The organism is Algoriphagus winogradskyi (assembly GCF_900182815.1).
Classification (GTDB): domain Bacteria; phylum Bacteroidota; class Bacteroidia; order Cytophagales; family Cyclobacteriaceae; genus Algoriphagus; species Algoriphagus winogradskyi.
Genome location: NZ_FXUA01000004.1, coordinates 383,294 through 409,886 on the forward strand (window position 1 = coordinate 383,294; position 26,593 = coordinate 409,886).

General features: G+C 41.4%; 26 protein-coding genes. 11 read left to right on the forward strand and 15 right to left on the reverse strand.

The annotated features are described in order from the left end of the window. Positions 1 to 46: 46 nt before the first annotated feature. The 4 genes from QOL76_RS13115 to QOL76_RS13130 all read right to left on the reverse strand — a co-directional run bounded on the left by QOL76_RS13115 (position 47) and on the right by QOL76_RS13130 (position 3,857). Positions 47 to 394 carry a hypothetical protein gene (locus QOL76_RS13115; protein WP_283413417.1) on the reverse strand — a complete coding sequence of 116 codons (348 nt, stop codon included), beginning with the start codon at positions 392 to 394 and terminating at the stop codon, positions 47 to 49. A 5-nt stretch (positions 395 to 399) separates the two neighbouring features. After that, complete coding sequence (locus QOL76_RS13120) at positions 400 to 1,605, reverse strand: BaiN/RdsA family NAD(P)/FAD-dependent oxidoreductase (RefSeq protein ID WP_283413418.1); 1,206 nt, start codon at positions 1,603 to 1,605, stop codon at positions 400 to 402. Positions 1,606 to 1,642: 37 nt separating this feature from the next. After that, the gene (locus tag QOL76_RS13125) at positions 1,643 to 3,181 is read right to left on the reverse strand and encodes a helicase HerA-like domain-containing protein (protein ID WP_283413419.1); all 1,539 of its coding nucleotides are present in this window, start codon (positions 3,179 to 3,181) and stop codon (positions 1,643 to 1,645) included. A gap of 268 nt (positions 3,182 to 3,449) precedes the next feature. Next, positions 3,450 to 3,857, reverse strand: a complete 408-nt coding sequence (locus QOL76_RS13130) for a DUF4332 domain-containing protein (RefSeq protein WP_283413420.1) — start codon at positions 3,855 to 3,857, stop codon at positions 3,450 to 3,452. Positions 3,858 to 4,193: 336 nt separating this feature from the next. On the opposite strand from QOL76_RS13130, the gene QOL76_RS13135 reads away from it, so the two are divergent. Then, a complete protein-coding gene (locus tag QOL76_RS13135; RefSeq protein WP_283413421.1) occupies positions 4,194 to 4,793 on the forward strand; it encodes a tetratricopeptide repeat protein in 600 nt (199 codons plus the stop codon). Between the two features lie 266 nt (positions 4,794 to 5,059). Here the strand turns inward: QOL76_RS13135 and QOL76_RS13140 are convergent, their stop codons facing one another. Beyond that, on the reverse strand, positions 5,060 to 5,662 hold the full coding sequence (locus tag QOL76_RS13140; RefSeq protein WP_283413422.1) for a tetratricopeptide repeat protein: 603 nt from the start codon (positions 5,660 to 5,662) through the stop codon (positions 5,060 to 5,062). 10 nt (positions 5,663 to 5,672) lie between these two features. Continuing rightward, the gene (locus tag QOL76_RS13145; RefSeq protein ID WP_283413423.1) at positions 5,673 to 6,488 is read right to left on the reverse strand and encodes a 2,3,4,5-tetrahydropyridine-2,6-dicarboxylate N-succinyltransferase; all 816 of its coding nucleotides are present in this window, start codon (positions 6,486 to 6,488) and stop codon (positions 5,673 to 5,675) included. Positions 6,489 to 6,509: 21 nt separating this feature from the next. On the opposite strand from QOL76_RS13145, the gene QOL76_RS13150 reads away from it, so the two are divergent. The 8 genes from QOL76_RS13150 (at position 6,510) to mnmE (ending at position 14,588) form a co-directional block, all read left to right on the forward strand. Further along, the gene (locus QOL76_RS13150; RefSeq protein ID WP_283413424.1) at positions 6,510 to 7,631 is read left to right on the forward strand and encodes a glycosyltransferase; all 1,122 of its coding nucleotides are present in this window, start codon (positions 6,510 to 6,512) and stop codon (positions 7,629 to 7,631) included. 314 nt (positions 7,632 to 7,945) lie between these two features. Then, positions 7,946 to 8,608 (forward strand): metal-dependent transcriptional regulator, encoded by a 663-nt coding sequence (locus QOL76_RS13155; protein WP_283413425.1) that lies wholly within the window; start codon positions 7,946 to 7,948, stop codon positions 8,606 to 8,608. Further along, positions 8,605 to 9,519, forward strand: coding sequence for a metal ABC transporter solute-binding protein, Zn/Mn family (locus QOL76_RS13160; RefSeq protein ID WP_283413426.1), 915 nt, complete (start codon positions 8,605 to 8,607; stop codon positions 9,517 to 9,519). The genes QOL76_RS13155 and QOL76_RS13160 overlap by 4 nt, the downstream gene beginning before the upstream one ends. Next, on the forward strand, positions 9,516 to 10,304 hold the full coding sequence (locus QOL76_RS13165; protein ID WP_283413427.1) for a metal ABC transporter ATP-binding protein: 789 nt from the start codon (positions 9,516 to 9,518) through the stop codon (positions 10,302 to 10,304). The genes QOL76_RS13160 and QOL76_RS13165 overlap by 4 nt, the downstream gene beginning before the upstream one ends. 1 nt (position 10,305) lies before the next feature. Continuing rightward, positions 10,306 to 11,598: a metal ABC transporter permease gene (locus QOL76_RS13170; RefSeq protein WP_283413428.1), complete on the forward strand. Its 1,293-nt coding sequence runs from the start codon at positions 10,306 to 10,308 to the stop codon at positions 11,596 to 11,598. Then, entirely contained in the window at positions 11,588 to 12,484 is an 897-nt protein-coding gene (locus tag QOL76_RS13175) for a metal ABC transporter permease (protein WP_283413429.1), read from the forward strand. The genes QOL76_RS13170 and QOL76_RS13175 overlap by 11 nt, the downstream gene beginning before the upstream one ends. Positions 12,485 to 12,756: 272 nt before the next feature. Beyond that, entirely contained in the window at positions 12,757 to 13,209 is a 453-nt protein-coding gene (locus QOL76_RS13180; protein WP_283413430.1) for a thioredoxin family protein, read from the forward strand. Next, positions 13,206 to 14,588 (forward strand): tRNA uridine-5-carboxymethylaminomethyl(34) synthesis GTPase MnmE, encoded by a 1,383-nt coding sequence (mnmE, locus tag QOL76_RS13185; protein WP_283413431.1) that lies wholly within the window; start codon positions 13,206 to 13,208, stop codon positions 14,586 to 14,588. The genes QOL76_RS13180 and mnmE overlap by 4 nt, the downstream gene beginning before the upstream one ends. 255 nt (positions 14,589 to 14,843) lie before the next feature. Here mnmE and QOL76_RS13190 read toward each other — a convergent pair whose 3' ends face one another. The 8 genes from QOL76_RS13190 to QOL76_RS13225 form a co-directional block, all read right to left on the reverse strand. Continuing rightward, the gene (locus tag QOL76_RS13190; RefSeq protein WP_283413432.1) at positions 14,844 to 15,812 is read right to left on the reverse strand and encodes a hypothetical protein; all 969 of its coding nucleotides are present in this window, start codon (positions 15,810 to 15,812) and stop codon (positions 14,844 to 14,846) included. A 412-nt stretch (positions 15,813 to 16,224) separates the two neighbouring features. Beyond that, the gene (locus QOL76_RS13195) at positions 16,225 to 17,883 is read right to left on the reverse strand and encodes an SLC5/6 family protein (RefSeq protein ID WP_283413433.1); all 1,659 of its coding nucleotides are present in this window, start codon (positions 17,881 to 17,883) and stop codon (positions 16,225 to 16,227) included. A 49-nt stretch (positions 17,884 to 17,932) separates the two neighbouring features. Next, positions 17,933 to 18,313, reverse strand: coding sequence for a hypothetical protein (locus QOL76_RS13200; RefSeq protein ID WP_283413434.1), 381 nt, complete (start codon positions 18,311 to 18,313; stop codon positions 17,933 to 17,935). A 178-nt stretch (positions 18,314 to 18,491) separates the two neighbouring features. Next, positions 18,492 to 18,836 carry a hypothetical protein gene (locus tag QOL76_RS13205; protein ID WP_283413435.1) on the reverse strand — a complete coding sequence of 115 codons (345 nt, stop codon included), beginning with the start codon at positions 18,834 to 18,836 and terminating at the stop codon, positions 18,492 to 18,494. A gap of 1,792 nt (positions 18,837 to 20,628) precedes the next feature. Beyond that, positions 20,629 to 21,279, reverse strand: coding sequence for a DUF6266 family protein (locus QOL76_RS13210; protein WP_283413436.1), 651 nt, complete (start codon positions 21,277 to 21,279; stop codon positions 20,629 to 20,631). A gap of 258 nt (positions 21,280 to 21,537) precedes the next feature. Next, positions 21,538 to 21,732, reverse strand: a complete 195-nt coding sequence (locus QOL76_RS13215) for a hypothetical protein (protein ID WP_283413437.1) — start codon at positions 21,730 to 21,732, stop codon at positions 21,538 to 21,540. A gap of 17 nt (positions 21,733 to 21,749) precedes the next feature. Further along, entirely contained in the window at positions 21,750 to 22,646 is an 897-nt protein-coding gene (locus QOL76_RS13220) for a terpene synthase family protein (RefSeq protein WP_283413438.1), read from the reverse strand. After that, positions 22,630 to 23,214 (reverse strand): cyclic nucleotide-binding domain-containing protein, encoded by a 585-nt coding sequence (locus tag QOL76_RS13225; RefSeq protein WP_283413439.1) that lies wholly within the window; start codon positions 23,212 to 23,214, stop codon positions 22,630 to 22,632. Before QOL76_RS13225 ends, QOL76_RS13220 begins: the two co-directional genes overlap by 17 nt. A gap of 380 nt (positions 23,215 to 23,594) precedes the next feature. Between QOL76_RS13225 and QOL76_RS13230 the strand changes: the two genes are divergently transcribed. Then, on the forward strand, positions 23,595 to 23,993 hold the full coding sequence (locus QOL76_RS13230) for a MauE/DoxX family redox-associated membrane protein (RefSeq protein WP_283413440.1): 399 nt from the start codon (positions 23,595 to 23,597) through the stop codon (positions 23,991 to 23,993). A 678-nt stretch (positions 23,994 to 24,671) separates the two neighbouring features. Further along, positions 24,672 to 24,965, forward strand: coding sequence for a DUF6520 family protein (locus tag QOL76_RS13235; RefSeq protein WP_283413441.1), 294 nt, complete (start codon positions 24,672 to 24,674; stop codon positions 24,963 to 24,965). A gap of 38 nt (positions 24,966 to 25,003) precedes the next feature. Here the strand turns inward: QOL76_RS13235 and QOL76_RS13240 are convergent, their stop codons facing one another. Then, entirely contained in the window at positions 25,004 to 26,353 is a 1,350-nt protein-coding gene (locus QOL76_RS13240; protein WP_283413442.1) for a RagB/SusD family nutrient uptake outer membrane protein, read from the reverse strand. Positions 26,354 to 26,593: the final 240 nt, after the last annotated feature.

Sequence of the window (26,593 nt, forward strand, 5' to 3'; positions counted from 1 at the left end):
GGTAATCACCAAAGATATTTCAGGTCCTCCTAGTTCAATGTGTAGATTAAGTCAATTCAAAGACTCGCTTAATTGCTATTTCTAGTTTGCTTTGCAAATTCTCGTAGTGAATTGCAAATTCAGGGCATTCAAAACCTTGATTTTCAATTATTTCCTTACCATTCTGAAGTTCTTCTGTAATATGAAATAATTCAAACATAGCTAAGGTAGGCTTCAATTTGTGTCTGATTTGCTGAAGTTTAACCTCATTTTTTTCGATTGAACCTTCAGCATACACCTCCTTAAGTTCCAAAAGGCCTTTATGGATAGCAAAAGTCAATTCTTTTTTGAACTCTGAGTCTCCATCTGTCATCTCACTGATTAGCTGCTCGAGTTCGGGATATATCTGTTCCATATGCATTATTTGGATGAAGCAGTGCCAGCAAGAAACCCCGTGGACCAAGCTGCTTGAAAATTAAAGCCACCAGTAATTCCATCGATATTCAGGACTTCCCCGGCAAAGTAAAGGTTTGGGTGATATTTACTTTCCAAGGTCTCCGGGTTCACTTCGTTTAGGGCAATTCCCCCGGCAGTTACAAATTCTTCTTTAAAGGTAGTTTTACCTTCGACTTTCAAAGTATAGCAAAATAAATTCTGTACCAACTTATTGATTTGCTTTTTCGATAATGAGCCATATAATTGTCCATTTTCTATGCCTGCAAGCTTCGTAAAATGCTCCCAAAGTCTTCCAGGAATATCAAAAAGTGAGTTACTCTCTACCTTTCGATTAGGATGAGCCAGCATATAGCTTTTGATTTGCGTACTATACTGCTCCTCACCCAACTCTCCATTCCAATTAATCAAAGCCGTTGCGTTATAGTTTTGATCTTTCAGCAATTGAGCTCCAAAAGCAGATAATTTCAAAACCGCAGGTCCACTCACACCCCAATGGGTGACAAGAACAGGCCCACGGTAATTCAGTTTGGTGCCTTCGATTTTGACTATTCCATCTGCAACCGACAACCCCATTAGCTCCCTGATAGGCTCCTTTGGAGTGTTAAAAGTAAAAAGTGAAGGAATAGGATCTAAAATACTGTGATTAAGCTTATTGAGAAAGGAATAACTAGCTACTTTGGGATGTCCACCCGTAGCTATAATTACCTTGTCAAATACAAATGAACCACTTTCTGTCTCAAGTTTATAGTGATTATCAATGGGGTTGACTGACAAGACACCGCAGGATCGCAGGATGGTAATTTTAAGCTTTTGAGCTTCTTTGAGAAGGGCATCTATCACAGATTGAGAAGAATCTGAAATGGGAAACATACGCCCGTCCCCTTCAATTTTCAAAGAAACTCCTTTACTTTCAAACCAATCGATTGTGTCTTCTGACTTAAATTTTGAAAATACCTTTTTTAAAAATTTCTCTCCTCTAGGATAATTCTTAACCAATTTAGAGATCTCCATTGGCCGGTGAGTGACGTTGCACCTTCCACCACCTGATACTTTTACCTTAGACAAAAGCTTGGGAGACTTTTCGAAAATTGTAATATCCCGATCTGCACCACTTGCATGGATAGCTGCAAAAAAACCTGCGGCTCCCCCACCAATTACTCCTATTTTCAAAATATATAAACTATTGAAATACAAATTCTTATCACGACTACCTTTTTCTAGAGAATGAACCTAAAATTCCCCTTGTTAATTCTCTGAAAATTGTTCTTCCCAACTGTCTTACCATGGTGTTTTTGCTCAATTCCTCAAATAAAGAGGCTTCTTCTACCGTTCTTTTAGTAGTCCTAGTAGAGGGTTTTGGCCCAGGTAATTCAGCTTTCTTTTGAGCTTCCTCCAACTCGTTCATTTTCTTCTCTAATAACTCAAAAGCACTTTCCCGGTCAATATCCTGATTGTACTTATAAATCAATCCGGAATTTTCCACCACTGCATCTATTTCTTCTTCATTCAGAATATCCATCCTCGTAATCGGAGCTCTAACTAGCGTATGGGCAAGCGGAGTTGGAATACCTTTTTCATTCAATGCCGTAATCAATGCCTCCCCAATTCCCATAGCGGTCAAGACTTCTGAAGTCTCGTAATAAGGAGAATCAGGGTAATTTTCGGCTGTTTTAGTAATCGCCTTTCGATCTTTCGCAGTGAAAGCTCTTAAGGCATGTTGGACTTTTAAGCCCAATTGACCCAGAATACTGTCTGGGACATCGGTGGGAGTTTGAGTACAGAAATACACTCCTACACCTTTTGACCTGATCAGTTTGACAATTGCTTCTATTTTCTCCAGAAGGTCATTGGAAGCATTGGAAAACACTAAATGAGCCTCGTCTATAAACAAACAAAGCTTAGGCTGATCAGCGTCTCCTTGCTCTGGAAAAGTCTCATAGATCTCAGATAGCAAACTTAGCATAAAGGTCGAAAAGAGCTTTGGTCTACTTTGAATATCAGTCAATCTGATCACCGAGATCACTCCTTTTCCATCCTTCTTCCTCAAAAAGTCCTCAACTTCGAATGATTTTTCGCCAAAGAAACGTTCTGCACCTTGCTGCTCCAACTCAATGATTTTACGCATTATCGTGTTCACAGAAGCTGAAGAAACCTGGCCGTATTCTTTTTGAATAGCTTCTTTGCCCTCATTGGTGATAAATTGAAGAACCCGCTTCAAATCTTTTAGATCTAGCAGCGGCAAATGATTAACATCACAATACCTGAAAATAAGGGAGATTACACCTTGCTGAGTGTCGTTAAGCTCAAGAATTTGAGCGATCAAAACAGGACCAAATTCAGAAACTGTTGCTTTCAATCGAACACCCTTCTCATCTGAAATAGACATTAACTCAATCGGCAAACCCATAGGTTCATAATCCACACCTATCACCTCAGACCTATTTTTAATGAAATCATTAGCAGTCCCAGGCTGAGCTAGGCCGGATAGATCGCCTTTCAAATCCATCAAAACAGATGGGACGCCTTTTAATGCCAACTGCTCTGCGATTACCTGCAAGGTTTTCGTCTTACCTGTGCCTGTAGCACCTGCGATTAGACCATGCCTATTCATAGTCTTCAAGGCAACCTTTATTTGTGCCCCATTAACTGGGACGCCGTCTAAAACTCCGGTACCAAGGATTATTGAGTCCTTCTTGTATTTTTGACCTTCGGCCAAATGGGTGATGAATTCTTCTGTTTTACTCATGCGCATTGTGATTAAAAATCCAAACTACAAAAAAAACCTTGATGCCATAGGCAAAAAGGTTTTTCATAAAAATGGTATTCAAATAGTATGATTATCCGCAAAGATGCCAGTCACCTTAGATTCTTTGCATAGCTGCTCGGATGACCGATGACCGAAAACTCCCGCACTGGCGGGAAAGGCTGAAGCGGCTCAGCTCTTAAGGTTGACATAAGCTTTTTTGCTTTTGACTCCATGCTGGCACAAAAGCGGATATACTTAATAAATATTATTAATGAGTAACCATTGGCTCAAGTGCTTTTGCTTGCTCAATAAAGTCTGCAACTTTAGAGGCAGCAGGAACAGCCCGGGTCAATCCCTTTTCTTCTTGAGTTTTAACTAAAGCAGCATGAAGATTCTCGGCATTTCTTGTTCTTAGCTCTTTTACAGTATCTACACCAGCAGCTTTCAGCAGCTCAGCGAATTGACTCGCAACACCATTGATTCTAAAAAGATCGGCCATATTTACCCAAACTAGAATCTTGCTCTCATCAAGACCTGAAGCCTCGGCAATTGCTTTTCTTCCTGATTTAGAGGCACCTTTTTCTAGCAAACCTTCTACAGTAGACACTCCAGCTGCAGCAAGTTTCTCTTTCATTACAGGTCCTATACTTTCGATCATTGTTATCGGTTTTCCCATTTCCTTGATTTTTAGGGTTAAAGTTTATGACTGAAAATTCTAAAGTTGAGTTCATCGTATTAGAATTTCAACCATACAAAGAATTTGATCCTAAAATAAAGACAAATTTTAACTTCTAAAATCCATTTTGCAGATTATGGAGAAATTTCCCCTTTTGGAAACATTAACTTTACCTTGAAGAAACTTCTACCTTTATTGCTTCTTTAGAAAAACAATATCCCTGTGAGCTTTAAATTTCACCTCCCACTACTTCTTCTTGGTTTCATCTTTAGCCTGACTTACAGTCAGCCTTTATTAGGGCAAATAGGACCTAATCTGGGACAAACTGATCATTGGATGAAAAGCGCAAAGGCTGCGATTGAAAGAAGTGATTATGAAACTGCTAATTCAATATTTAGAAATCTAATAGATTCGGGTCAGCCCCTTCCTGAAGAAATGCCCTATCTATTTGCCGAAACGCTTTTTCAGTTAAAGCAATATGACAACTCAGCCAACTTTCTAAATAAGTATCTGGAGTTGACCGGATTTACTGGTGACTATTATAAAGGAGCCCAGGAACTACAGCAGCGATTGGATGGCCCATTAAAGGAAATAAAGGAATGCCAGCTGTGTGACCGAAGAGGCTATCGCTATAAGACTTGTTTCACTTGCGAAGGTAAGCGGCAAATCGAACAGGATTGTAATTATTGTAAAGCTAAAGGGGTAGTAGGATGCAGCAGATGCAATGGCTCAGGGATGATCACCAAAGTGAATATCTTTAAAATTGTGGAGTATTTCGAGTGCGAAAGATGTGCAGGAAAAGGTAGGCTTACCTGCCCAGTCTGCGAGGGAAGTCTGAAGGAAGTTAGCTCTTGCAGAACCTGTAGTGGAAGTGGAAAGTTAAGCTCAGAAGAGCTTTGTGATCATGTGGCTGAAGAAGCTCACGAGCATAAATAGTAAATACTATGGACTAGTTGATGGTTATCATCAGCTGTATTCAGTGATCAATTGGCAGCTGCATTTCTGAAAATTAGAAGATCACTACATATCCAGCTTATAGAAAAGAAGAATTAATCTAAGCCCTGACCCCTGAGATTTACTCAGTGTCCTCATCGCATAGAAAAATCACATAAAAAAACCGGCCTAAGCCGGTTTTTCTATTTTTGTATGTATATCCGCCTTTCTACCAATATGGTGATTGGCATCATTACGGAGAATAATAATTACTTACAATACTTTGCGTAAGCTTCTTCAGCGCCAGGATATTCTAAGGCTCTGGCGAGTTGAAAGTCTTCACAGGAAGCCCCTACTTTTTTCATCGCGATTTTGAGTAACCCTCTGTTATAATATGCCTGACCAAAATCCTTATCCACTGCAATAGCATTTCCATAAGCTTTCAAGGCTTCATCAGGTTTACCTAACTGGTGTAGCGCTCTGGCTTTCATAAATGAGGCCATTGCTGGTGCACCTGGTATTTCAGCCGCTTGATCGGAATAGAGTAAAGCATTTGTGTAATTTTTCTGATTGTAGTGCACATTTGCTAGGCTTAGAAGAACCTGGAAATTATTAGGTTCTACCTCTAATGCCTTCTCGAAATCAGCTTTAGCCTCCTCAAAATTTCCCTGCTCCTCATTCGCTCTACCTCTATTGTATAGCATGCGAACATCGTTCGGTTTGAATTTTAAATCTTCAGTATATTCATTTGCTGCTTTTGCATATTCACCTTTATTAAAATACACATCACCAGAACTTGTCTTCTTTTCCGAACAAGACCAAAGAGAAACTGAAATAAAAAGAGCTATAATCGCTCGCGTACTCGTTTTCATTATAATTGCTTTATACTGCTACACTATTATCTCGTAGCGCATCATTAAGTGATGTTTTTAGATCAGTGGAGGCTTTTCTTTGGCCAATGATCAAAGCGCAAGGAACTTGGAAAGTTCCTGCATTGAAGTTTTTAGAGATTGAGCCTGGAATCACGACAGAACGCTCAGGAACATATCCCTTGTATTCTACAGGCTCAGCCCCGGTCACATCAATGATCTTTGAACTTGCTGTCAAAGTTACTCCGGCACCGATAACAGCCTCCTTACCGATTCTAACACCTTCTACGATAATAGCTCTGGAACCAATAAATGCTCCATCTTCGATAATTACAGGTGCTGCTTGAATAGGTTCCAAAACCCCTCCAATACCTACTCCACCACTTAAATGAACATTTTTGCCGATCTGCGCACAAGATCCTACTGTAGCCCAAGTGTCAACCATCGTGCCACCCTCAACATATGCTCCGATATTAACATAACTTGGCATCATCACTACTCCTGAAGCTAAAAATGCTCCATAACGGGCCACTGCATGAGGAACTACTCTTACGCCTTTCTCTGCGTAGTTAGTTTTCAGAGCCATTTTATCATGGAATTCAAAAGGACCTACTTCAATAGTCTCCATTTTCTGTATAGGGAAATAGAGAATTACAGCCTTCTTCACCCAATCGTTAACCTTCCAGTTTCCGTCATCTGTAGGTTCAGCTACCCGCAGAATACCAGCATCCAAATCAGCGATTACAGCTCTTATAGCTTGTTGTGTTGTCTCTTCTTTCAATAATTCCCGGTTGTCCCAGGCCTTCTCAATGATTGCTTTCAGTTCCATTATTTTGGTTAGTTTCGTTTAATGAGTGAAAAGTCAGCTTCTAAAATCCCAGTCTTGATCGCGTCAAGTCTTAAGCCCGCCAAAGATACAAGAGCTTATGGAAAGCTTGGCCTTTCATTGCGAGAAACAGGGGCTTACAGCTTAAATTTTATGGGATTTTCACAAATTCCACAGGAATATTGCGAAGGTGAAAACTTTTACTCTTCAGTTTCAAAAGGAAACCCAATCTGGGGAAGACTCTCCGCACAAGGGAGATTTGTAAGAATAGTGGTGAAAGTTCGTCCCAAAATCCTGATTTGTTGTACCTACGAATACCTTCCAATTGCTGCATTTTTCAAACCCTTTTTTGGCTATAAACTAGTCTATGATGTACAGGAAAACTACGTCAAAAACTTGCATCTAAATCCAAAATTAAGTCCTGCCAAGAGGGCTAGACTAGGCAAAATTATCCAGCGAATGGAATCCGGAAGAGCTGTGGATTTATACCTTTTTGCAGAAAAATGCTACGTAGAAGAGATGCCTGATAAGACTCCATTTGTAGTGTTGGAAAATAAATATGCTGGAAAAATAAGTCATGTAAACCCAAAAAGATTTGAGAAAAAATCAGGTTACAATTTTCTAATTTCCGGAACACTGACTCCTGCTTTTGGGACACTTGATGCAGTGAATTGGTTTAAGGAAATCATCAAAGAATTTCCAGATTCTTCACTCAAAATAATTGGACATTGTACGCTTTTAAGCTTCAAAATAGAGCTTGAAAAAGCATGTGAAAACACCTCCCAAATCCAGCTAAAACACTCCAGTTTCCCTGTGCCGCATGAGGAAATTATCGCGGAATATTCTACAGCAGATTTTGCGATTTTACCCTATCAAAATAGAGAAGCTATCAAGGATAAAATACCCACCAAATTATTCGAATCTGCGGCGCTGGGAGTACCAGTTTTGATTGGAGGAAACCCAACTTGGTTAGACTTTTTAGCACCATTTTCCGGAGGATTCCCCATAGACTTTTTCGACTTATCACACTCTGCTCAGCAATTCAATGCAGCACTCAATCAGGAATATTTCACTCAAAGTCCTGCTGAATCTATCCTGTGGAAATCTCAACATTCAGATTTCATCTCAGCAATAGCCTCCCTTTAAGTTCTAAACAGGATGTGGATTACTATCCACACTTATCCACCTACACGCTATTTTATACACTCATTTCCGCAGAATGGAAACTGGGATATTTTTGACTTTTCGTAGGATTAGTCTAGATAAACGAATTCTCAATTAACTTATTATCAATATTTTAAGACATTATTAAATACTGCCTAATCTTATTTTTAGCCAAGACTAAAACCCTAAACACAATTGAAAATGGGTTATCCACACCTGATTTAGCCACTATTGAATATATTTTTAGCTATATCTAAAATAATTTTTATATTTGTCATGGCACTAATTGTAACAACATGGTCTTAACCACAGCTGAGGAGAATTACCTGAAAGCGATCTACCACCTATCGGACGGTGGAACCAAAAGCGTATCCACCAACGACGTGGCAGCAGAGATGAAAACCAAGCCGGCATCAGTCTCTGATATGCTAAGGAAACTTGGAGATAAAGAGGTGATAGAATACCGGAAGTATTATGGAGTAAACATCACTGAAGAAGGTAAAAAAAGAGCGCTTACCACGATCAGAAAACATAGACTCTGGGAAGTGTTTTTGGTGGATAAATTACATTTCGCTTGGGACGAAGTTCACGAGGTAGCAGAGGAGCTAGAGCACATACAATCCCCCCTACTGATTCAGCGTCTGGACGAATTTCTGAACTACCCAAAATTCGACCCGCATGGCGATCCCATTCCTGATGAATTTGGAGATGTAAAAGCTAGACCGAGACTAGCATTGAATGAAATGGAAATTGATTCTTCGGGTCAAATCGTAGCAGTCAAAGACAGCTCTGCAGCCTTCTTAAAATACCTCGATAAAGTAGGAGCTTACATCGGTGCGAGAATCAAGATTTTGGATAAAGTAGAGTTTGATGGATCTATGGAAATTCTCGTGGATCAGAAAAAAACGCTCTTTATGTCTAAGGATGTCGCAGCAAATATTCTGGCAATTCAATCATGAGAAACTACCTACTCATACTGACTTTCTCCCTACTCTCCTTTGGATGCAAATTCGAAAACAAAGAAGAGAGATTGAAGCCACAAATCGTAGCGACAACAAGTATCCTTGCTGACGGAATTAGAAATATCGTAGGTGAAAACGCGGACGTAGTTTCTCTTATGCCGGCAGGTGTGGATCCGCATTTATACAAGGCCTCTGTCCGGGATTTGGATTTACTTCAGAATGCAGATTTAGTCATTTACCACGGCCTTTTTCTGGAAGGAAAAATGACGGAGATCTTTGAGAAACTTTCCTTCAGTCAAAACCTGATAAACGTCTCTGAAGAGATTCCTCAGGACTTACTTTTAAGATCCGGACCTGAAGCTCACTCCGTAGATCCTCACATCTGGTTTGACGTGTCACTGTGGTCTTTGGCACTGGAGCACGGCGCGAAAGAAATTATCAAATGGCAGCCAGAGTGGAAATCAGTGGTCAACAAAAACACAGAAGACTACCTTTCCCAATTAGCTTCCTTGCATCAGGACAACCTTACCAAGGTAGCGCAGCTTCGCCAAGCAAATCAAGCGCTCATCACTGCGCACGATGCCTTCTCTTATTTTGGAAGAGCTTATGACTTGGAGGTTTTGGGACTTCAGGGTCTTTCTACTTTGAGTGAACCGGGACTTAGAGATCTGACAGGCCTGGTAAGTTTTATAGTGGAGCGAAATATCCATGCGGTGTTTGCAGAGCAGACGATCTCTCCAAAAGCTATAGAAGCTGTGGTCGCTGGCTGTGCAAATCAAAACCACGAAATTAAATTGGCCGGCCCGTTGTATACAGATAGTTTGGGAGCTCCAGAATCTCCAGCCGGTACCTATATAGGAATGGTGAAAACCAATGTTCAAGTAATTTTTGAAAGCCTTACGAAATGATTATAAACGTAGAATCACCTATTTTAGAAATACATGATCTGACTGTTAGTTATGATCAAAGTCCGGTTCTTTGGAATGTGGACTTGAGCCTTCCAGCTGGGAAACTGATCGGAATACTTGGTCCTAACGGCGCAGGTAAATCCACGCTCATCAAAGCAATTATGGGCTTGGTTCCTGTGACTGGCGGATACGTGAAGATTTTTGACCGGGAGTTAAACGATGTCAGGAGCCGTATTAGCTATGTACCTCAGCGGGAATCGGTGGATTGGAATTTCCCTGCTTCTGTGCTTGATGTGGTGATGATGGGAACTTACGGTAAACTTGGACTATTCCGTAGACCTGGAAAAAAGGAAAAGAAAATCGCCATGGATTGCCTGGAGAAAGTCGGAATGCAATCTTTTGTGAACAGACAAATATCTGAGCTTTCTGGAGGGCAGCAGCAGCGGGTTTTCATCGCGAGAGCTTTGGCTCAGGAAGCAGATCTGTATTTGATGGACGAACCATTTGCTGGAGTAGATATGGCAACGGAAACTGCCATTTTCCAGCTATTGCAAGAAATGGCCGCAGCAGGTAAGACCGTCATCGTGGTACATCACGACATACATTCTGCCATGAACTACTTTGACTGGATCATTATGCTAAACCTGCATTTGGTAGCATCAGGCCCAAAAGCAGAGGTGGTCACAGAAGAACTACTTCGCAAAACGTATGGTGGTAAGCTCAACCTGCTTACCAAGGTCACCGATATTATTCGACAGAAAGACTTCAATCCTTTGAAAAGCTGATATGAGCGACTTTGTCTATTTCTTTACTTTTCAGGATGCATCCATTGCTTTTGTGGTGATTGGGATTACCCTTTTGGGGATAGGATCTGCCTATGTGGGCACCTATAGTTTCCTTGATAAAAAGGCTCTGCTCGGAGACGCGATTTCCCATGCGGTACTTCCAGGTATTTGCTTGGGCTTTATGCTGGCGGGGGAAAAGAATCCCATATACATAGTAACCGGCGCATTTCTATCCGGCGCTTTGGCTACCTTTCTTACTTCCTGGTTGAAAAGCAACACCAGACTAAGTGACGATGCCATCATCGCCTCTATCCTATCCATTTTCTTTGGATTCGGAGTTGTTCTGCTCACCGTAATTCAAAAATCAGGCAACCCGGAAATGGCAGGACTTAACCAGTTCATTTTCGGAAATGCAATCGCCATTCTGGAAGAAGATCTCTATATCTATGGAGGTTTAGCTGTACTGATCATCATTACACTCTCAGCATTCCGCAAGGAATTCTCCATGCTGGTATTCAATGCTGACTTTGGAAAATCGATAGGTTACCCGATGGGTGCGATTCGCTTGATATTTAATGTACTGATGATTTTGGCCGTAGTGATTGGAATCCAAGCTATAGGAGTTGTATTGATGGCAGCCTTGCTAATCGCTCCCGGAGCTGCTGCCAGATTCTGGACAGATAAGCTCGGTAAGCTTTTGTTGATAGCTGGAGCATTTTCAGCAGTTTCCGGAATCATGGGTACCTTCGTTTCCTTTGTGATTCCACAGATGCCAACAGGTCCATGGGTAGTAGTATTCCTTTCTCTTTTCGCTTTCATTTCTTTTCTTTTCGCACCAAAAAAAGGAGTGCTTTCCCGCTTCATTGCCAGAAGGTATTACTTGAAAAAAACGAATCAAGATCATATACTAAAAGCAATTTTCCACGGAACAGAAAAAGGTCAGAGTTCCTTCCCTATAGAGGAAATCTATCAGTCCTTTCCCTACAAAAAGCGTGAAACAAAGCAAACTATTGATGATTTAATCAAATCTAATTTATTGACTAATAATCAAGGTTTTATAGACTTCACTACAAAAGGAAAATCGGAAGCAAAGCGAATCGTGAGATTACACAGACTTTGGGAACTGTACCTCAATGAGTACATGAATATTGCCCCGGATCACGTGCATGATTCTGCCGAAAAGCTAGAACATATACTTACCCCTGAACTTGAAGCTTTGCTGGAGAACAGGCTAAATTTTCCTAAACTCGATCCTCACCAGGAGACTATCCCCCGCGACAACGATGAGCTTTGACCAAAACGCCTTTCTAATCATTCTAACCGCCTCGATCATCTCCATTTCCTGTGGGCTGCTAGGTGTATTTATGATGCTTCGCAAAATGTCTATGACGGGAGATGCCATCTCTCATGCAGTGCTTCCCGGAATTGTAATTGGCTTTTTTGTATCAGGAAGTCAGCGAGGACTGGAAGTTATTATTGGAGCTGGCCTCCTTGGTATTTTAGCAACGCTGATTATCAATTGGTTGAAAAACAAAGCTAAAGTGCAGCTAGATGCGTCCATAGGAATCACATTTACACTGCTATTTGCAGTAGGAATTATCCTGATCAATATGCTTGCCTACAAGGTGGACCTTGATCAGGAATGTGTGCTGTATGGAGAGATTGCCTACCTGCCGATTGACCTTTGGATCACAAAAGCAGGCTTTAGCATGGGCCCTAGAATCACCTATTTAGCGGTCTTGAATTTAGTTTTGGTAAGCATCTTTATATTCCTATTATATAAGGAGTTAACGCTCACAAGTTTCGATGAAAACTTTGGCTTGGTCATTGGACTTCCTGCTGGAGCAATCAACCTGGCTTTGATGAGTATGGTTTCCTACACCACCGTCAGCAGCTTTGAAGCCGTTGGAGCAATTTTAGTGGTTGCTCTTTTGGTGGTCCCTCCTGCTACAGCTTTCCTATGGACTAAAAAATTAACCTCGCTCATTAAACTTACCTGTACATTAGGTATTTTTATCGCAATAGCGGGGTATTATATGGCATACTTGGTGGATAGCTCCATAGCTGGAATGATGGTTGCCGTGGCCGGAGTAGTATTCTTAGGAAGTGCTTTAGTTAAAAGCATTAAACCTAATTTGCTTTTCGGAACTTCCACTTCCATTGAGCCGTTGGAGAATTGAAGTTTGGGATTTTAATTATTATTCATTTTAATGCCAGTAGCTGTATTTTCTTTGATTAACTAGACGGAAGACAGAAGAGCGATGACCGAAGCCACATTTATTGTAGTGTTTACCAATTCTTCTTTTGCTTCTAGCTCTTTAATGGGAAAATGGTGAATACACAAATAATCTTAATTCTTAGTTTTAAAAAAGTCACTTAATTGGATAATTATAACTTAAACCAATCTCAGGCAGTAGTTATCTAATTGACTTCAAAAACATATTTCTAATACATGAAAAAATTAGTATTCATAGGTCTTCTATTACTCACTGCCAATTTTGCGCAAGCACAGGAAAAAATTGAATGGCTAAAATTTGAGGAGGCTGTAGCCGCTACAGAAGCAAATCCAAAAATGCTGTTAGTGGATGTATATACAGACTGGTGTGGCTGGTGCAAAAAAATGGATAAGGAAACCTTCACGGATCCAGATGTCATAAAATACATCAATGAGAAATTTTACGCTGTGAAAATGAATGCTGAGGACAACAAGCGCGAATTTGACTTCAAAGGAAAGAAATACTCCGAAGCAAAAATGGCAGCAGCTATGCGTGTTCAGTCCTATCCAAACTTTGTGATTATAGATCCCACTTTAAAAAATATCACCCAAATGCCAGGCTATAGACAGCCCGCACAATTTTTGGAAGGTTTAGATCAGATCATACATAATGGATTCGGCACAAAATGAGTTTTTCACTTTCCGAGCAAAATGATACAATCATAGCATTGGCCACTCCTCAGGGAGTTGGAGCCATTGCAGTGATCCGCCTCTCCGGCAAAGACGCTATCCAACTTACGAACGAGGTCTTTTTTGGGAAAAATCTGGAAAAACAGGAATCTCACACGATACATTTTGGAACCATCCGCGATGGAGAAAAAATCATCGATGAAGTCTTGGTTTCTCTTTTCATTGCTCCCAAATCATTTACCAAGGAAAACGTGGTGGAAATCTCCACTCACGGCTCCTCCTATATCATCAATCAAGTTCTCAAATTATTTATCCGCAAAGGTGCGCGTCCAGCTAAGCCTGGAGAATTCACTCAGCGGGCATTTCTGAACGGACAATTCGATCTGGCGCAAGCTGAAGCTGTAGCCGATCTGATTCATGCCGATTCTGAAACTTCACATCAAGCTGCACTAAGCCAGATGCGTGGTGGATTCAGTTCTGAAATACAGGAACTTAGATCTAGGTTAATACATTTTGCTTCAATGATAGAATTGGAGTTGGATTTTGGTGAGGAGGATGTGGAGTTTGCCAGTCGGGAAGAATTGAGAGCCCTTGTGGAGCGCTTACTTCGTGTGGTGGAAGAATTGATCTTGAGCTTTGATCTGGGAAATGTGATCAAAAATGGTGTGCCTACGGTGATCGCCGGAAAGCCAAATGCCGGAAAGTCCACCCTACTCAATGCCCTACTCAATGAGGAAAAAGCTATCGTTTCTGAGATCGCGGGTACTACTCGTGACTTCATCGAAGACGAAATTAATATAGGCGGAGTAATCTTCCGATTTATAGATACTGCTGGTTTACGAGAGACAACTGATACCATTGAAGCCATAGGAGTCAGCCGAACTCAGGAGAAAATGAAGTCTGCCTCCTTGATTTTATATCTCTTCGATTTGGGAGATACAGACTTGGTAGAGATCAATCGTGATGTAAATAAACTGGAAAATCAAGGCGTCCCTTTCTTAAAAGTTGCGAATAAGGTAGACAAAGGTAATGCGCAGTTAATTAGCGAGTTAAAAGAGAAGCACCCTGATACTATTTTTATCTCTGCAGGAAAAAAAGAAAATCTGGAAGAACTCAAATCCAGAATTCTTGTACTGGTAAATCTTGACAAATTCAGAACAGGCAATACGGTAGTAACCAACGTGCGTCATTACGATTCCTTGGTCAAAACGCGGGAATCCTTATTGGATATTCTTTCCGGTTTAGACAATGAAGTCACCAATGACTTTGTGGCCATGGACATTCGCCGCTCCCTGCACTTCCTCGGTGAGATCACAGGGGAAATCACCACGGATGATTTGTTGGAGAATATTTTTAGGAATTTCTGTATCGGCAAATAATCCTCCAAACAGTACAACTCAATAGTCATTCAATCAAAGCCCTATAATCCTCATGTTTATAAGGCTTTATGTTTCTCTATCTTCGTGATTATTAGAATGTAGTAGCGGTGAATATGAAAAAGCTAGACACCAACTGAAACGGGGGATTCTTCTGAAACTTTAGCCGGAAATCGACGCCTCCCCTTAAATGAGTAAGGCAAAAGCCAGTTATTCCAATGCAAGGAAACATTCCCTACTGACCCCAAACCACTCCTATTATATTTTCATTACGTTTAGCATTCCGACTGCATAAGCCAGCAAAATACTTACAATCAATCCTATATTGACTTTATATAAGTCCCTGAATATTTGTTTTCTGGAATTAGCGATTTCGCTTTTATTGAGACGGTAACTGATCGCAATTTCACGACCGGCCAAGATCCCGATAAATACCCAAGTGGTACTCATGGGCACGTTGCTCAGCTCTGTAAACAGAAACAATACGATGGCATAGGTAAGATCTATAAAGGTTGCCGAGCGAATATGCTGGGTGTTGGCTTTTGAATGTACAATTCCCTGAATCTTACCGCCTCTGGATCTAAAGAGATGAGCCATTAGCACCAAAATGATGATTAAGGAAGTGACCAATTCTGTCAAAGTCAATTGCCTAGGTAAATACACATAGAGATTTGCAAAATCCTGTACCAACCATTGCGACCATAGCAAACCAGTGGACAGCCATTGTGCTACAAGCCAGCCTTTTTTTGCTTTGTCTTTCTCTGATCTGGAGATGCTTTCTTTTGACTCAAATCGCTTTGCTATCAAAAGATAAATCGCAAAGGCAAAAACAAATGCTACTGCGTATCCCAAAACGGACTTCAGGATCATCTTTTCAATAACGGCCTGCGACGAAAACACACTTAAAATCATAAAAGTGGTACTAACCGGAAGACCAAACCTGGTAAGAATGATCAACACTATAGGCGGGATTATATACCAATAAGGCATGTTCTCCGGAAGTGGAATCATGTTCAGCCTCCCATAGGAAACGTCTCCCTGATGAGTAACCCAACCGTAAACCAGTACTATGGTTAAAATGGAGGCAGCATAGAACCACAAAACCCACCATTTCTTTTTATGATTAGACGTGAGAAATGTTCCTAATGTCTGAATGACATCATTGCCAATAACAGAATAAGTTGCCAAAATAAAGGCGATCAAAGGGATGACCTGTTGTAAATGCATTGTATGCTAAGAGAAGTAGATTTTGCCCATTTTTTCGATGGGATTGATTAACACTTTGAAAGTAAACTAGTCACTATACACAAGGAGTTTAATTCTTCAAACACTTGTATGTAGCTGCTTAATCCAATAGCCTATGTCATTTTTCATTGGATTTTGTGCCAGTATGGAGTTAAAAGCAAATAAGGATATGTTATACTTAAGAATTGACCCCGCTTCAGCCTGTCCCGGCAGTGCGGGAGTCTTCGGTCATCGGTCTTCCGACCAAATAAACAAAGACTCTAAGGCAACTGGCATCATTGCGGATAATCACATACTTTAATTTGACTTGGGCTTCTTCAACACTTGGTAAAAGCAATAAGCTGTAAAGAAGACCACCAACAGCTGAACTGTAATACTGAGAATTAAGGCTGAACTATTCATGGGAAAGTGATTTACGTTTGACACCTGAATACCACACCAACCCTACGATGAATAAAAACAGGGCAACCAGTTGGATTCGTGCCAGAGATGAGAAGAAAATTTTATTAGTGTACAGCAAAGCATTTTCCGGATCATTTATCAGGTGAAGTTTTAATTCTTCATGAGAAACCTTTGAAATCAGAGACCCCGAGTCAAGCTCCCAACCCTCTCCGTTTACTAAGCCTGCAATAGCTCCAGCCCAATCATTTCCCTGAGGTGTGATCAATGCAGCCGTGAGAACCAACAACAATAGTATTGGAGTAATGTATTTCATGATCCATTTGTATGCAACTGGAATGCGTATATCTGCTCCTCTATTCAGTTCCGACCAACCTTTATCCATTCCAAAAACCCAGGTAAATAGAATCATTTCCAACAGCGCAAAAACCACTAGACTCACTGTTCCTGCCCAGTAATCGTATTCATCAAAATATCCATATTGATAAAAAAGAATGGTAGGCAATCCCATCACCAATGCGAGTACACCAAAGCTGAGTGCTCCTTTAGCTTTGCCCCAGCCAAACTCATCCTGCATGAATCCCATCCAGGGAGTTCCCATAGCGAGTGATGAAGTGATTCCGGCAAAGAAAAGTAGACCAAACCAACAAATACCTGCTATAGCACCGAACACTTCTCCCCACTGTACAAACAGGTAAGGCATTGTTTGAAAAGCCATACCGAAACCGGCATTTTCGATCACCCAGTCTAGACCAAGAAAGCCTGCAGCTATGGGGATAACGATGGCGCTCCCCAGTACAATTTCCACCAACTCATTGGTAAAACCTGAAGTAAGGGAATTCAGCGCTAGATCTTCGTTTTCCTTTAAATAGGAAGCATAGCATTGAATAGAGCCCATTCCCACAGATAGGGTAAAAAATATCTGTCCTGCTGCTGCAAGCCAAACTTTTGGATCTAACAGGGAACTATATTGTGGGGTCCATAGGAAATTGATTCCATCCCAGGCATTTGCATCCGGAAAAGAAGGAGATGCATTTTCGGCGCCCATAGTCCATCCTTTGAAAGCTAGTACTGCTCCAAATAATATAAGAAGTGGCATTCCGATTTTGGCTACTTTCTCAATACCGCCAAGTCCAGTAGAAAGGATATAAATATTGATACCCAAAACCAACACATAGACAAGAACAGGCAGAAAGGGAATGCCAAAATTTGAGCCACTCAAGTTGACATAGTGTACAAAGAACCCACTTACATCTGCTTGAGACATTTGGGTAAATGTCCCAAGCAGGGTGTGGATCACATATATAAAAGTCCAGGATTCTATGTAAGTATAATAGGCTACTACAGCTACGTTGGTAAAAATCCCAAAGACGCCTATGTATTTCCACCAGGAACTTCTACTCATGGAATCCAGAATATAAGGAGTACTATGGTTGCCATGCCTCCCACCAAACCTACCTATAGACCATTCTGTAAAGAGCAGGGGAATCCCCATCAGTACAAAACAGACCAGGTATGGAATGATGAATGCCCCTCCTCCATTTTGGACGGCCTGAACTGGAAACCTTAAAAAATTACCAAGTCCAACTGCATTACCTGCCATGGCAAGTATCACCCCTGTCCTAGAGCCCCAGGAATCGCTTTGCTTTCCCATATAATTTACCAAGAAATAAGGGTGCCCATGCGGACACCCTAGATTAGATTTAATTCAATTGTTTATTTAAAATATCCACCCACTTTTCGGCCAAAACTGTCTCTCCCATCAGATCTGAATACAGCTCACCGTCATAGATCTCCAAACTGATCACTTGCGCACCTGAAGCAACTGGAATAAGCTCCAAGGCAACGTATTCCGGCAGTTTTTGAGTCTGGGGTTTACCATTTACCTCTTGATATTTCTTGATAAGTTTGACTGCTTTAAACTCTGATAAATTCAAATTATAGCTCAGGCTTTCAGTATCTTGACGCAAATAGGTTAGCACATTATGCTTTACATCCAAGCCTAAAGCATAGCGGAATCTCCAGCTCTCTACCTCGGTAGGGTTAGCTCCCTGAAACTTGGCAAGTTCAACTAGTTTTGCCATCAGGGCTTTGGATATCTTCTTGTTTTTTTGTCCATAATAAATGAACGGTACGCAAAATGCGCACATCAGTAAGCATGACATGAGTAATGTCACAGGTTCAATTTCATACATTGTGATGATAGTAGGGATAAATAAAAAGAGTACTGAGCCAGTCAAAGGCTCATGGCTTTTATATCCTCTACCAGGTATAGAAAAAATGTATAAAAGTCTCCTTCACATCAAATAAAGGAAGGGACTTTTTAAAAAATGATGAATGAAGAAAAGCCTCTCCAACCTCAACTTCAAATGGAATCCAGGTCGAATTAAACTTAGACCAAACAGACCAATCAATGCAAAACGGTGGAGTCTTTGGACTGTAGTTGGAACCGAAGTAATAAACTACAGGAGATATAGATTCCTGTACAGTCACTAATCTCCGCTCTCCAGTTTTGCTATATTCGGAATGAGGCTGAAATGACAAAAAAGCGGATAGACTCACGAGCCAAATTAGGCCAAGGAAGTACGTAATAAGCTTTTTATACATCTTTATATCCAGGAAATGTCTGCAAGTTACATGAATAAAAAATCGATTTGCAAGTGATTTTCGAATGCTATTTAAAAATTCTTACATGTAGATTATTCCTGTTAGAGAATTCCAATTAAAACATTCATTTACAAAAGTTTCCAGCAAACAAAACTGATGACCCTTTCCCGAATTTCTCTGTTTTCTGCTATACAGCCAGCTAATGATACCATTGCTCCTAAGGATACCCAAAGCGGTATGTGGATGCCGGGTGAGCGGAGATGAGTAATTGAGAATTTAAAATTTAAAATGGGTGGAGTTTCCGCCAAGGCGGACAAGTGTTGGTTGGCTACAATTTAAAATAAAGGAATTGAGAATTTAAAATGGTAAGAGATCTGGAATTTGGAGAGCATGCCGTAGGTATGCAATATGGGTAGCCTAGGGTTTCAACCCTGAGATTAAGGTCGCAATCGTTCACCAGCGCTGGCTCAAGATCATCATTCGGCGATGAAATCCTGGTGCCAGAAAGATGAAATCCGAATCGATTTCGGATGTGAGATGGATGTTGGATGTCCGGTGTCCGGTGAGGAGGAATTGAGAATTTAAAATTTAAAATGGGTGGAAGTTCGGGGCTTGTTCTTTATCTGGTAAGAGTTGAGTCCAGCTTCTGGAGAAGCAGGACAACAGAAAGGAAATGATCTGTGAGAAACGAAGGGAGGCGAGCCAGATGGTTTCTTTCTTGTCACTTTTGAGCCCAAAAGTAACCAAAAGGCTTGCTGAAATAATGCTTCAACGCGCATTCCAGCCGCCTGCCCCGCTATTTCAGCTTCCCACCGCGCCCTTACGAACAGCAGAGGTTCTACCACATTGCAAATTTCTTTTCGCGGGTGGCAGTTAGGAGTTGGCGGGTATCGGAGGTTTGAAAGCAGGGAAGTTGGAAACTGAACAATGCCGTAGGCATGGCAAATTTGTAGCCCAGGGTTTCAACCCTGGGATGGAGGTTATATTCGTTCCCCAGCGCTGGCCCGAGATCATAATTCGGCGATGAAATCCTGGTGCCAGCAAGATGGAAACGGGTAGCCATTATTGTTAGAAATGTTGAATGAACAACATACAATTAAACCATTGAAATTCAGTCAGTAGAATGTATCAGCAAAAGCCATGGATAGTTGGATCTGTGAGACACAGACCATGAATGGAAATGGCTGGTGTTGGGGGATCGATGTTAGTTGTTAAAAATGATGAATGTAAAATTTCGAATAGCGAATGATGAAGTAGTAGGCAGTCAAGAAACATGATTGTAGTCAATAGGCTGGGGTTTCAACCCCAGCTCAAAGAAGTATAAGGTTTTACCAGCGCTGGCCCTGAATCGTCTATCGGAGATGAATTCGGTATGCCAGCAAGATGGAAACGGGTAGCCATCATTGTTAGAAATGTTGAATGAAGAACATTCAATCAAGTCGTTGAAAGGCTGTCCTGAGAATGCAATAGCAAAAGTCAGGAATAGTTGGGTCTGTGAGACACAGACCATGGAAAGGGGGGCTTGGTTTGTATCTGCTAGCAGTTGAGTCCAGCTTCTGGAGAAGCAGGACAACAGAAAGGAAATGGTCTGTGAGACTCAGATCATGGAAAGGATACTGATTACTTATGTCTTGATTCTTACCTCTTGATTCTTACTTCTTGATTCTTACCTCTTGATTCTTACCTCTTGATTCTTACCTCTTGATTCTTACCTCTTGATTCTTACCTCTTGATTCTTACCTCTTGATTCTTACGTCTTAATACTTACGTCTTGATACTTATGTCTTAATTCTTACTTCTCAATTCTCCCCAAACAAACGGAATCCGAAAACTCCGTTTTCCCTGAACGCTCTGAATAAAATGAGAAATAAACATATACTGCTGCACCCTCAATCGAAACCCATGGGAATTGCACCTCCTGGAATCCATCTTTTCTATAACCTTCCCCCTGAATACTGAAAACCCGCGGTTCCTCGGTGTCATACAGAACCACAAAGGTCTTATCCCCATCACGGGCGGAGCCATCCCAACTGTTTACTCTCCACTCTATCCTGAATCTACCTGGTTCTGTCGTAGTTAGTACTGCACCGCTCACAGCGGTTAGATCTCCTGAAGAAACCAGGACTTTCTCTGGCTGTAAAACCGGGATTCCTTCGATGGGATATATGGCGTTTTTCAACAGCAGGCTCTTCGCTCTATCAATCCCTCTTTTTGTGCCTATTTTATAGGCAGCAAAGCCTATGGCTATTTCCTTTTTCACAGGGGATAAGAATTCCTGCACCAAGGAAAAAGCTTTCTGATGATAGGTTTGAAGTGGAGAACTGCTACCTCCACCTACTCCAGGTTTTGTCCTGATCAATGTCTCCCCATTAACCTGATAAAAAACCAGATTTCCGACTTTTCCGGAAATCCCACTAAGCAAACCATCTGTTACTTTTCCCATACTGATCATTGATTAAATGTTCATAAATATTCTGCTGCATAAAAGAATTTTCAGGTACTTCCAAAACCTAGCAGAGCGCTATGGCTAACCCGGACTTTGGACGACCCTGCAACGATCCATCTACGATGAACCATCGAATGAGCATCGTAGAAGCATCGTAGGAGCATCGTAGAAACATCGTTTTTACTATTATTCACCCTTGCTTTATTTTGCTTGGATGGGTTATTGAATCTAGCCTGAGCTACTGCCCAATAAAAACTAAATCATATAGTTGCGGATCATCTCTTCGGGGATGCCTGAAAAGAGTGCGAAGTCGGAAATAGTCACAAACTGGTGAGGCTCTTTATTGACATACACACGAACCTTGTGCAACAGGATCTGGGCATATCGTTCGCTTCTTCCTGTCAGGTAAACCACATCTTTTGGATAAATAACAACACGTTTTTTGAACATGATACCCCTCCTTCCTTTTAGTGAGCACCCAACTTTCCGTTGATATAATTCTGATACCTAGAGGTCTCAGCAGTCCAGGCTTCGCAGCCCCCTGCCAACAATAAAAGTCTGCGAATCCATTCCTCACAGCCCTGAAAACTTATACAAGCTTGCTTAGTCAAAGCTAAAATCCTTTTGCGAAGCTGTCTCAATTCTTGTTTTACCCAGCTTATCGCAGTATCTCCCATTGATTCCAGTAGGATAATTATTTCGTTGTGCGTATCCCCTATTGCCAGTTCTTTTTCATAAGAGGCCAGGTCATTGGACAAGTAGATGTACCTAGCCATGGAGAATTCCAGAAATTCTGCCAAGCATCCCCGCATATCTTTTCCCTGTCTATTGAGAATCATTGCCAAATAGACACCGGAGGATTTTGGCCTGTATATTCTGTACTCTTCCAACTCAGGTTTGATCCCCTCCATTTTAATCCGGACTTCCCATTGCAAGGCTTGTAGGTATTCCAGCCAGGCATTATACCACTGTTCACTTTCATATGAAACAGCATATTTCTGTTCAATTTCCTTATGTAAAAGCAAAAGTGCATATCCCAAACTATGCAGCCTATTGCTGGAATGTATGGAATTACCAGTTTTCAGATCTTCCAGAAATTCTATCAAAGATCTATCGCTGCCTATATCAAGCAGATCATCCAGCAGAAACAAGCTAAGGAAGAACTTCATTATCAACTCCAGTCTTTCAGCATCCTCTTCTGGAAAAAGGTAGCCGGCAAACCAGTTGATTTTCTGAATTCTGCAGCGCTCAAATTCGGCAGGACTTTCAAATAGCCCTGCTTCCCAGGCCCATTTGAGAACCTTAACATCGATCGCCTTACAATGCAGGTTTATTGCTACAGGGAATTCATGACTTGTTTTCATGATCGCTCATTATGGAGTATTTCAGTCGCTCTACGGTACTAATACTACAATTGAAAAAATCGGCTAAATCCTGATTTTTGAGGTATTGACCTATCCCGGGAAATTTCTTAAGCAGGAGCGGAAAACCATCCGTAAACTTTCTGGCTTTTATCGCTTGCTGTTCTACCTGCCGTTTATTGATACGGTGGGCTACTTCCAGCGCAAGAGAATAAAATTCAGGTTTGTTGGAGAGCAATTCGTTTTCAGCCTCCAGAGAGAATTCCAGGAATACTGTTTCTGACAAAGCCCGTAAAAGTGTTTTCGAAGGTGTATTACTCCGAAAAGACTGTTCATCAAATGCTACATCAGATGGACCAAATATCCTAAACAGCTTAAAGCCATTCTGAGCTTCCTGATACAGGCCTACATATCCTTTACCTATATAGCGGCTCTTATCATCCACCATATCCACCTTTTTGAGTACCTGTCCTCTAGATACTCTGCACAAAGTCAGTTTCTGATAAACACTCTCGTATGACTCATCAGAAAACCTCTTGATACTGTTGAAATCAGTTATAAGCTGATTCATAAAATCTCGCTTTTCCATTTTATAGCTAGTAAAAGTGTACTAAATCAAAACAGCGGGGTGAAAAGCATTATCCAAGAATCCAGTCCTAAACCAACTAATTCTTACATGTTAATTTATTATTAAGTAAGAATTGATCCAAATAAAAATTAATGATTTCAAAGATTTTGATCAAAAAACCTTCATTTGAGGGGTTTTACTAGTCTAGAATGCTTTCTCCCTTATTTGAAGTAGTGCTTTGATAACCAGAGCCCTAAATTTCTTTCAGTGATTAGAAGTGCTTCAGCCAACTCTAGATATGCTTGGCTCATCGTGACAGGATCTCCTCGAGGAGAGGAAGCGTAATCGTCTCCGAATGGAATTATTATTTAATAAAATAGACCATGGACAAAATAATTTCAACAGTACTCATTTTACTCTGGACCTATACAGGTCTGGATAAACTGATACGATTTGAATCAAGCAGAAAAGCTTTTCATAACCAGACCTTCCCAGCAGACCTCGCGGAAATACTGGCTTATATAGTTCCAATAGTAGAGTTGATGATTGCCCTGCTCCTGCTCTTTTCAGTGACCCGATGGTGGGGATACCTCTCAAGCATCCTCCTCCTCACTGTCTTCACTACCTATGTGGGGCTGATCTGGGTAGGAGCTTTTCCCAGGGTGCCTTGCAACTGTGCCGGAATTCTAGAGAGCCTGGGTTGGACCGAGCACTTTTGGATGAATTTGGTGTGTATTGGGATGGGAGTTTGGGGACTATATAATTTAAAATGTGAAAATTAGAAATTTAAAATTGGGGAAAGTAGTGACCGGCAACCCTTAAAGGGGAGAATGGAGCTGGGGGCTGGAGCGAAGAATTTAAAATGATGGAATTAGAAATTTAAAATGAAGGAATTAAAAATTTAAAATATTTAAAAGTAGAGAAGTGTGAGTATCACCCTGAAGGGGTGAAACCATTAATAGCTCCGCCACGGCGGACAGGCATGGGTGGCCCGATAGCTATCGGGCCCCATGGTAAAGAAAGAATAAAGACCATTACCCTCCTGCGCAGAGTCATCTTCCGGAAACTAGATATAATGCAGGAGGTTGAAAAGGAATCGAAATGGGAAAGTTGGTTAGTAAAATACAGACCAGAGTGGAGAATAAGAAGATAAAAACCTTCGAGGTTTGGAAAACCTCAAAGGTTAAGAAAAGGGCAGGGCTGCTGAATACCCCACCCCGAAAAAATAATTAAATGAAATAAGTATTTCTGGAACCTTTAGGAATAAAACCTTTGAGGTCTTGAAGACCTCAAAGGTTAGAAATAATAAAAGAGACTCATTTCTCTTAATAGCCTGGGGTAAGAGACTGGCTAAACCCAATGAGCCTCCCAAAGGGAGATGCCGAAAACCCTTTTCAGAGTAGGCAAACAACCGAAAACGGTTTTCCTGTTTTTGATCGGTTAAAAAACAGGACAATACCATGAATAAACTAGTTAAAATGCTTCCGGCACTGGGATTAGTGCTAGGAGCTGGAATGGCCCTGGCCATGAATGTGCCGACTATGGTGACAGACAAGGTTGATCCAAAAGTATGGACTCCGGACTCTGATCCCATGCATGCTGCCACTAATGGCTATAGGGAAATCACAGATGAAAATCTTGGTACAGATTATCTCTGCAACACCACCAGCCAAGTGTGTAGGGTAGAGTTCGAAAATGATGATCCATATGGAGAGATCTCAGAACTCACCCCGGGAATTTATGTCCCTCAATAAAGTACGAATCCCCAACACCTGCAGTGTTGGGGATTTTTTTATCGTGCATTCTGCTTCACGCCGGATAACACTATTTCTTCATCAGGGATAGGAAAAACATAATTTAAAGAGTTGGGCTCAAGACTTATCAGCTGTCCTTCAACTATTCGCTCTACTTTCTTGGAATGCTCAGGATATTGATTGAGCCTTCTCAAATCCGTCCATCTAAGACCTCTTCCTACCAATTCCTTTTTACGCTCCAACAGTATTTCATTTACTAAATCCTCCCCTACGGCATCTACGGGAATAAAGCTCTCCGGCTTTATCCTGCGACTAAGCAGCGAGTTCAAATACTCTCTTGCTTTTTCCTCCTCACCTATCCATGCCAATCCCTCGGCTGCCATCAGCTCAAGTTCCCCGGTACTTAGTCCTCCGAATGAGAGTATATTTCCAGTTAACCTTCCCCGTTCTTGATATCGGTTCTCCCCAACCTGATCAAAATATGCCTGTAGTCTCAAATCACCTGGTTGGTAGCTTTCAATTAGCGTAGTATCCACAAATACTTCAGATGAGAAGATAAATGTGACTGTCACCAGTTCAGAGTAAAAGACAGTCTCCTCCCCAAAACGGACAAATGGGCGATTGGCGGCTACATCTATGTTATTGAAATCCAGCCGTTCGGTATAAATCTCCAATGCTTCTTCTGCCGCGTCGGAAGCGCCCTCATAATCAAACATACATAACTTCAAACGTGCCAACATTCCCAGAGCAGCCGCTTTAGTAGGTCTGCTCTTTGGCAACTGAAAATCTGGTAGCAATGTGGCAGCCTCAGTTAAATCCATCAATACACGGCTATAGCTTTCCTCCAACGTGGAGCGTTCAGCTTTTGAGTTCACATCAGGACTGTCCTTCAGGATTATTCCGAGTAACTGTTCATTTTCCCCACCCAACTGATAGGGAGGGGCAAATTCCTGAAGCAAATGGTAGTAAGCATGCGCTCTGTGAAAGAGTGCCTCCCCTCTAAGCGTTTTATAATCTACTCCGTCTTTGTAAGGAATTTCCTCCAGCGCATCCAAGGCAACATTCGCATAAAAAACCTGCTGATAAGGGGTAGACCAGTCGTAAGCAGGGTCTCCCTGAAAAAGATCGTCCAGCCATAGATATGCGCCTTGCTCTGGCAATCCCAGCGTGGGTAGACCTTCGTCGCTGACAAAATACTCATCTCCTCCATGGAGGGTAAGAACAGGCTGCTTGTTTAGAACAGTGGTATTATCCAGTAATAATCGGATATCCTCCATCGTAGAGGGAACTACCAGACTCTGGTCTGGCTTGACATCCAGGTAATCATCACAAGCTGTACCTACAGCAAGGACAAGGAAAATGAATACAATTGAATATTTTTTTTTCATGTGTTTATATTTTAGATTTTTTAGTTCTTTTAAAGAAGTGGGCCTCAATTTTCCTGTTCTTTTGGCTTGGCCCAAAAGAACCAAAAGGCCAAGACGCCAGCAAAGCTTCCTCGCGCAGTCCAGCCGCCTGGCTCGCTGCTGCGTCACCCCCGCCCGCACCTTAACAACAAGCATATTTGGTAATTCGGTGCATGCTAGGATATAATCATACCCCTGTGTGTCGACCGCCCGTCATGGATA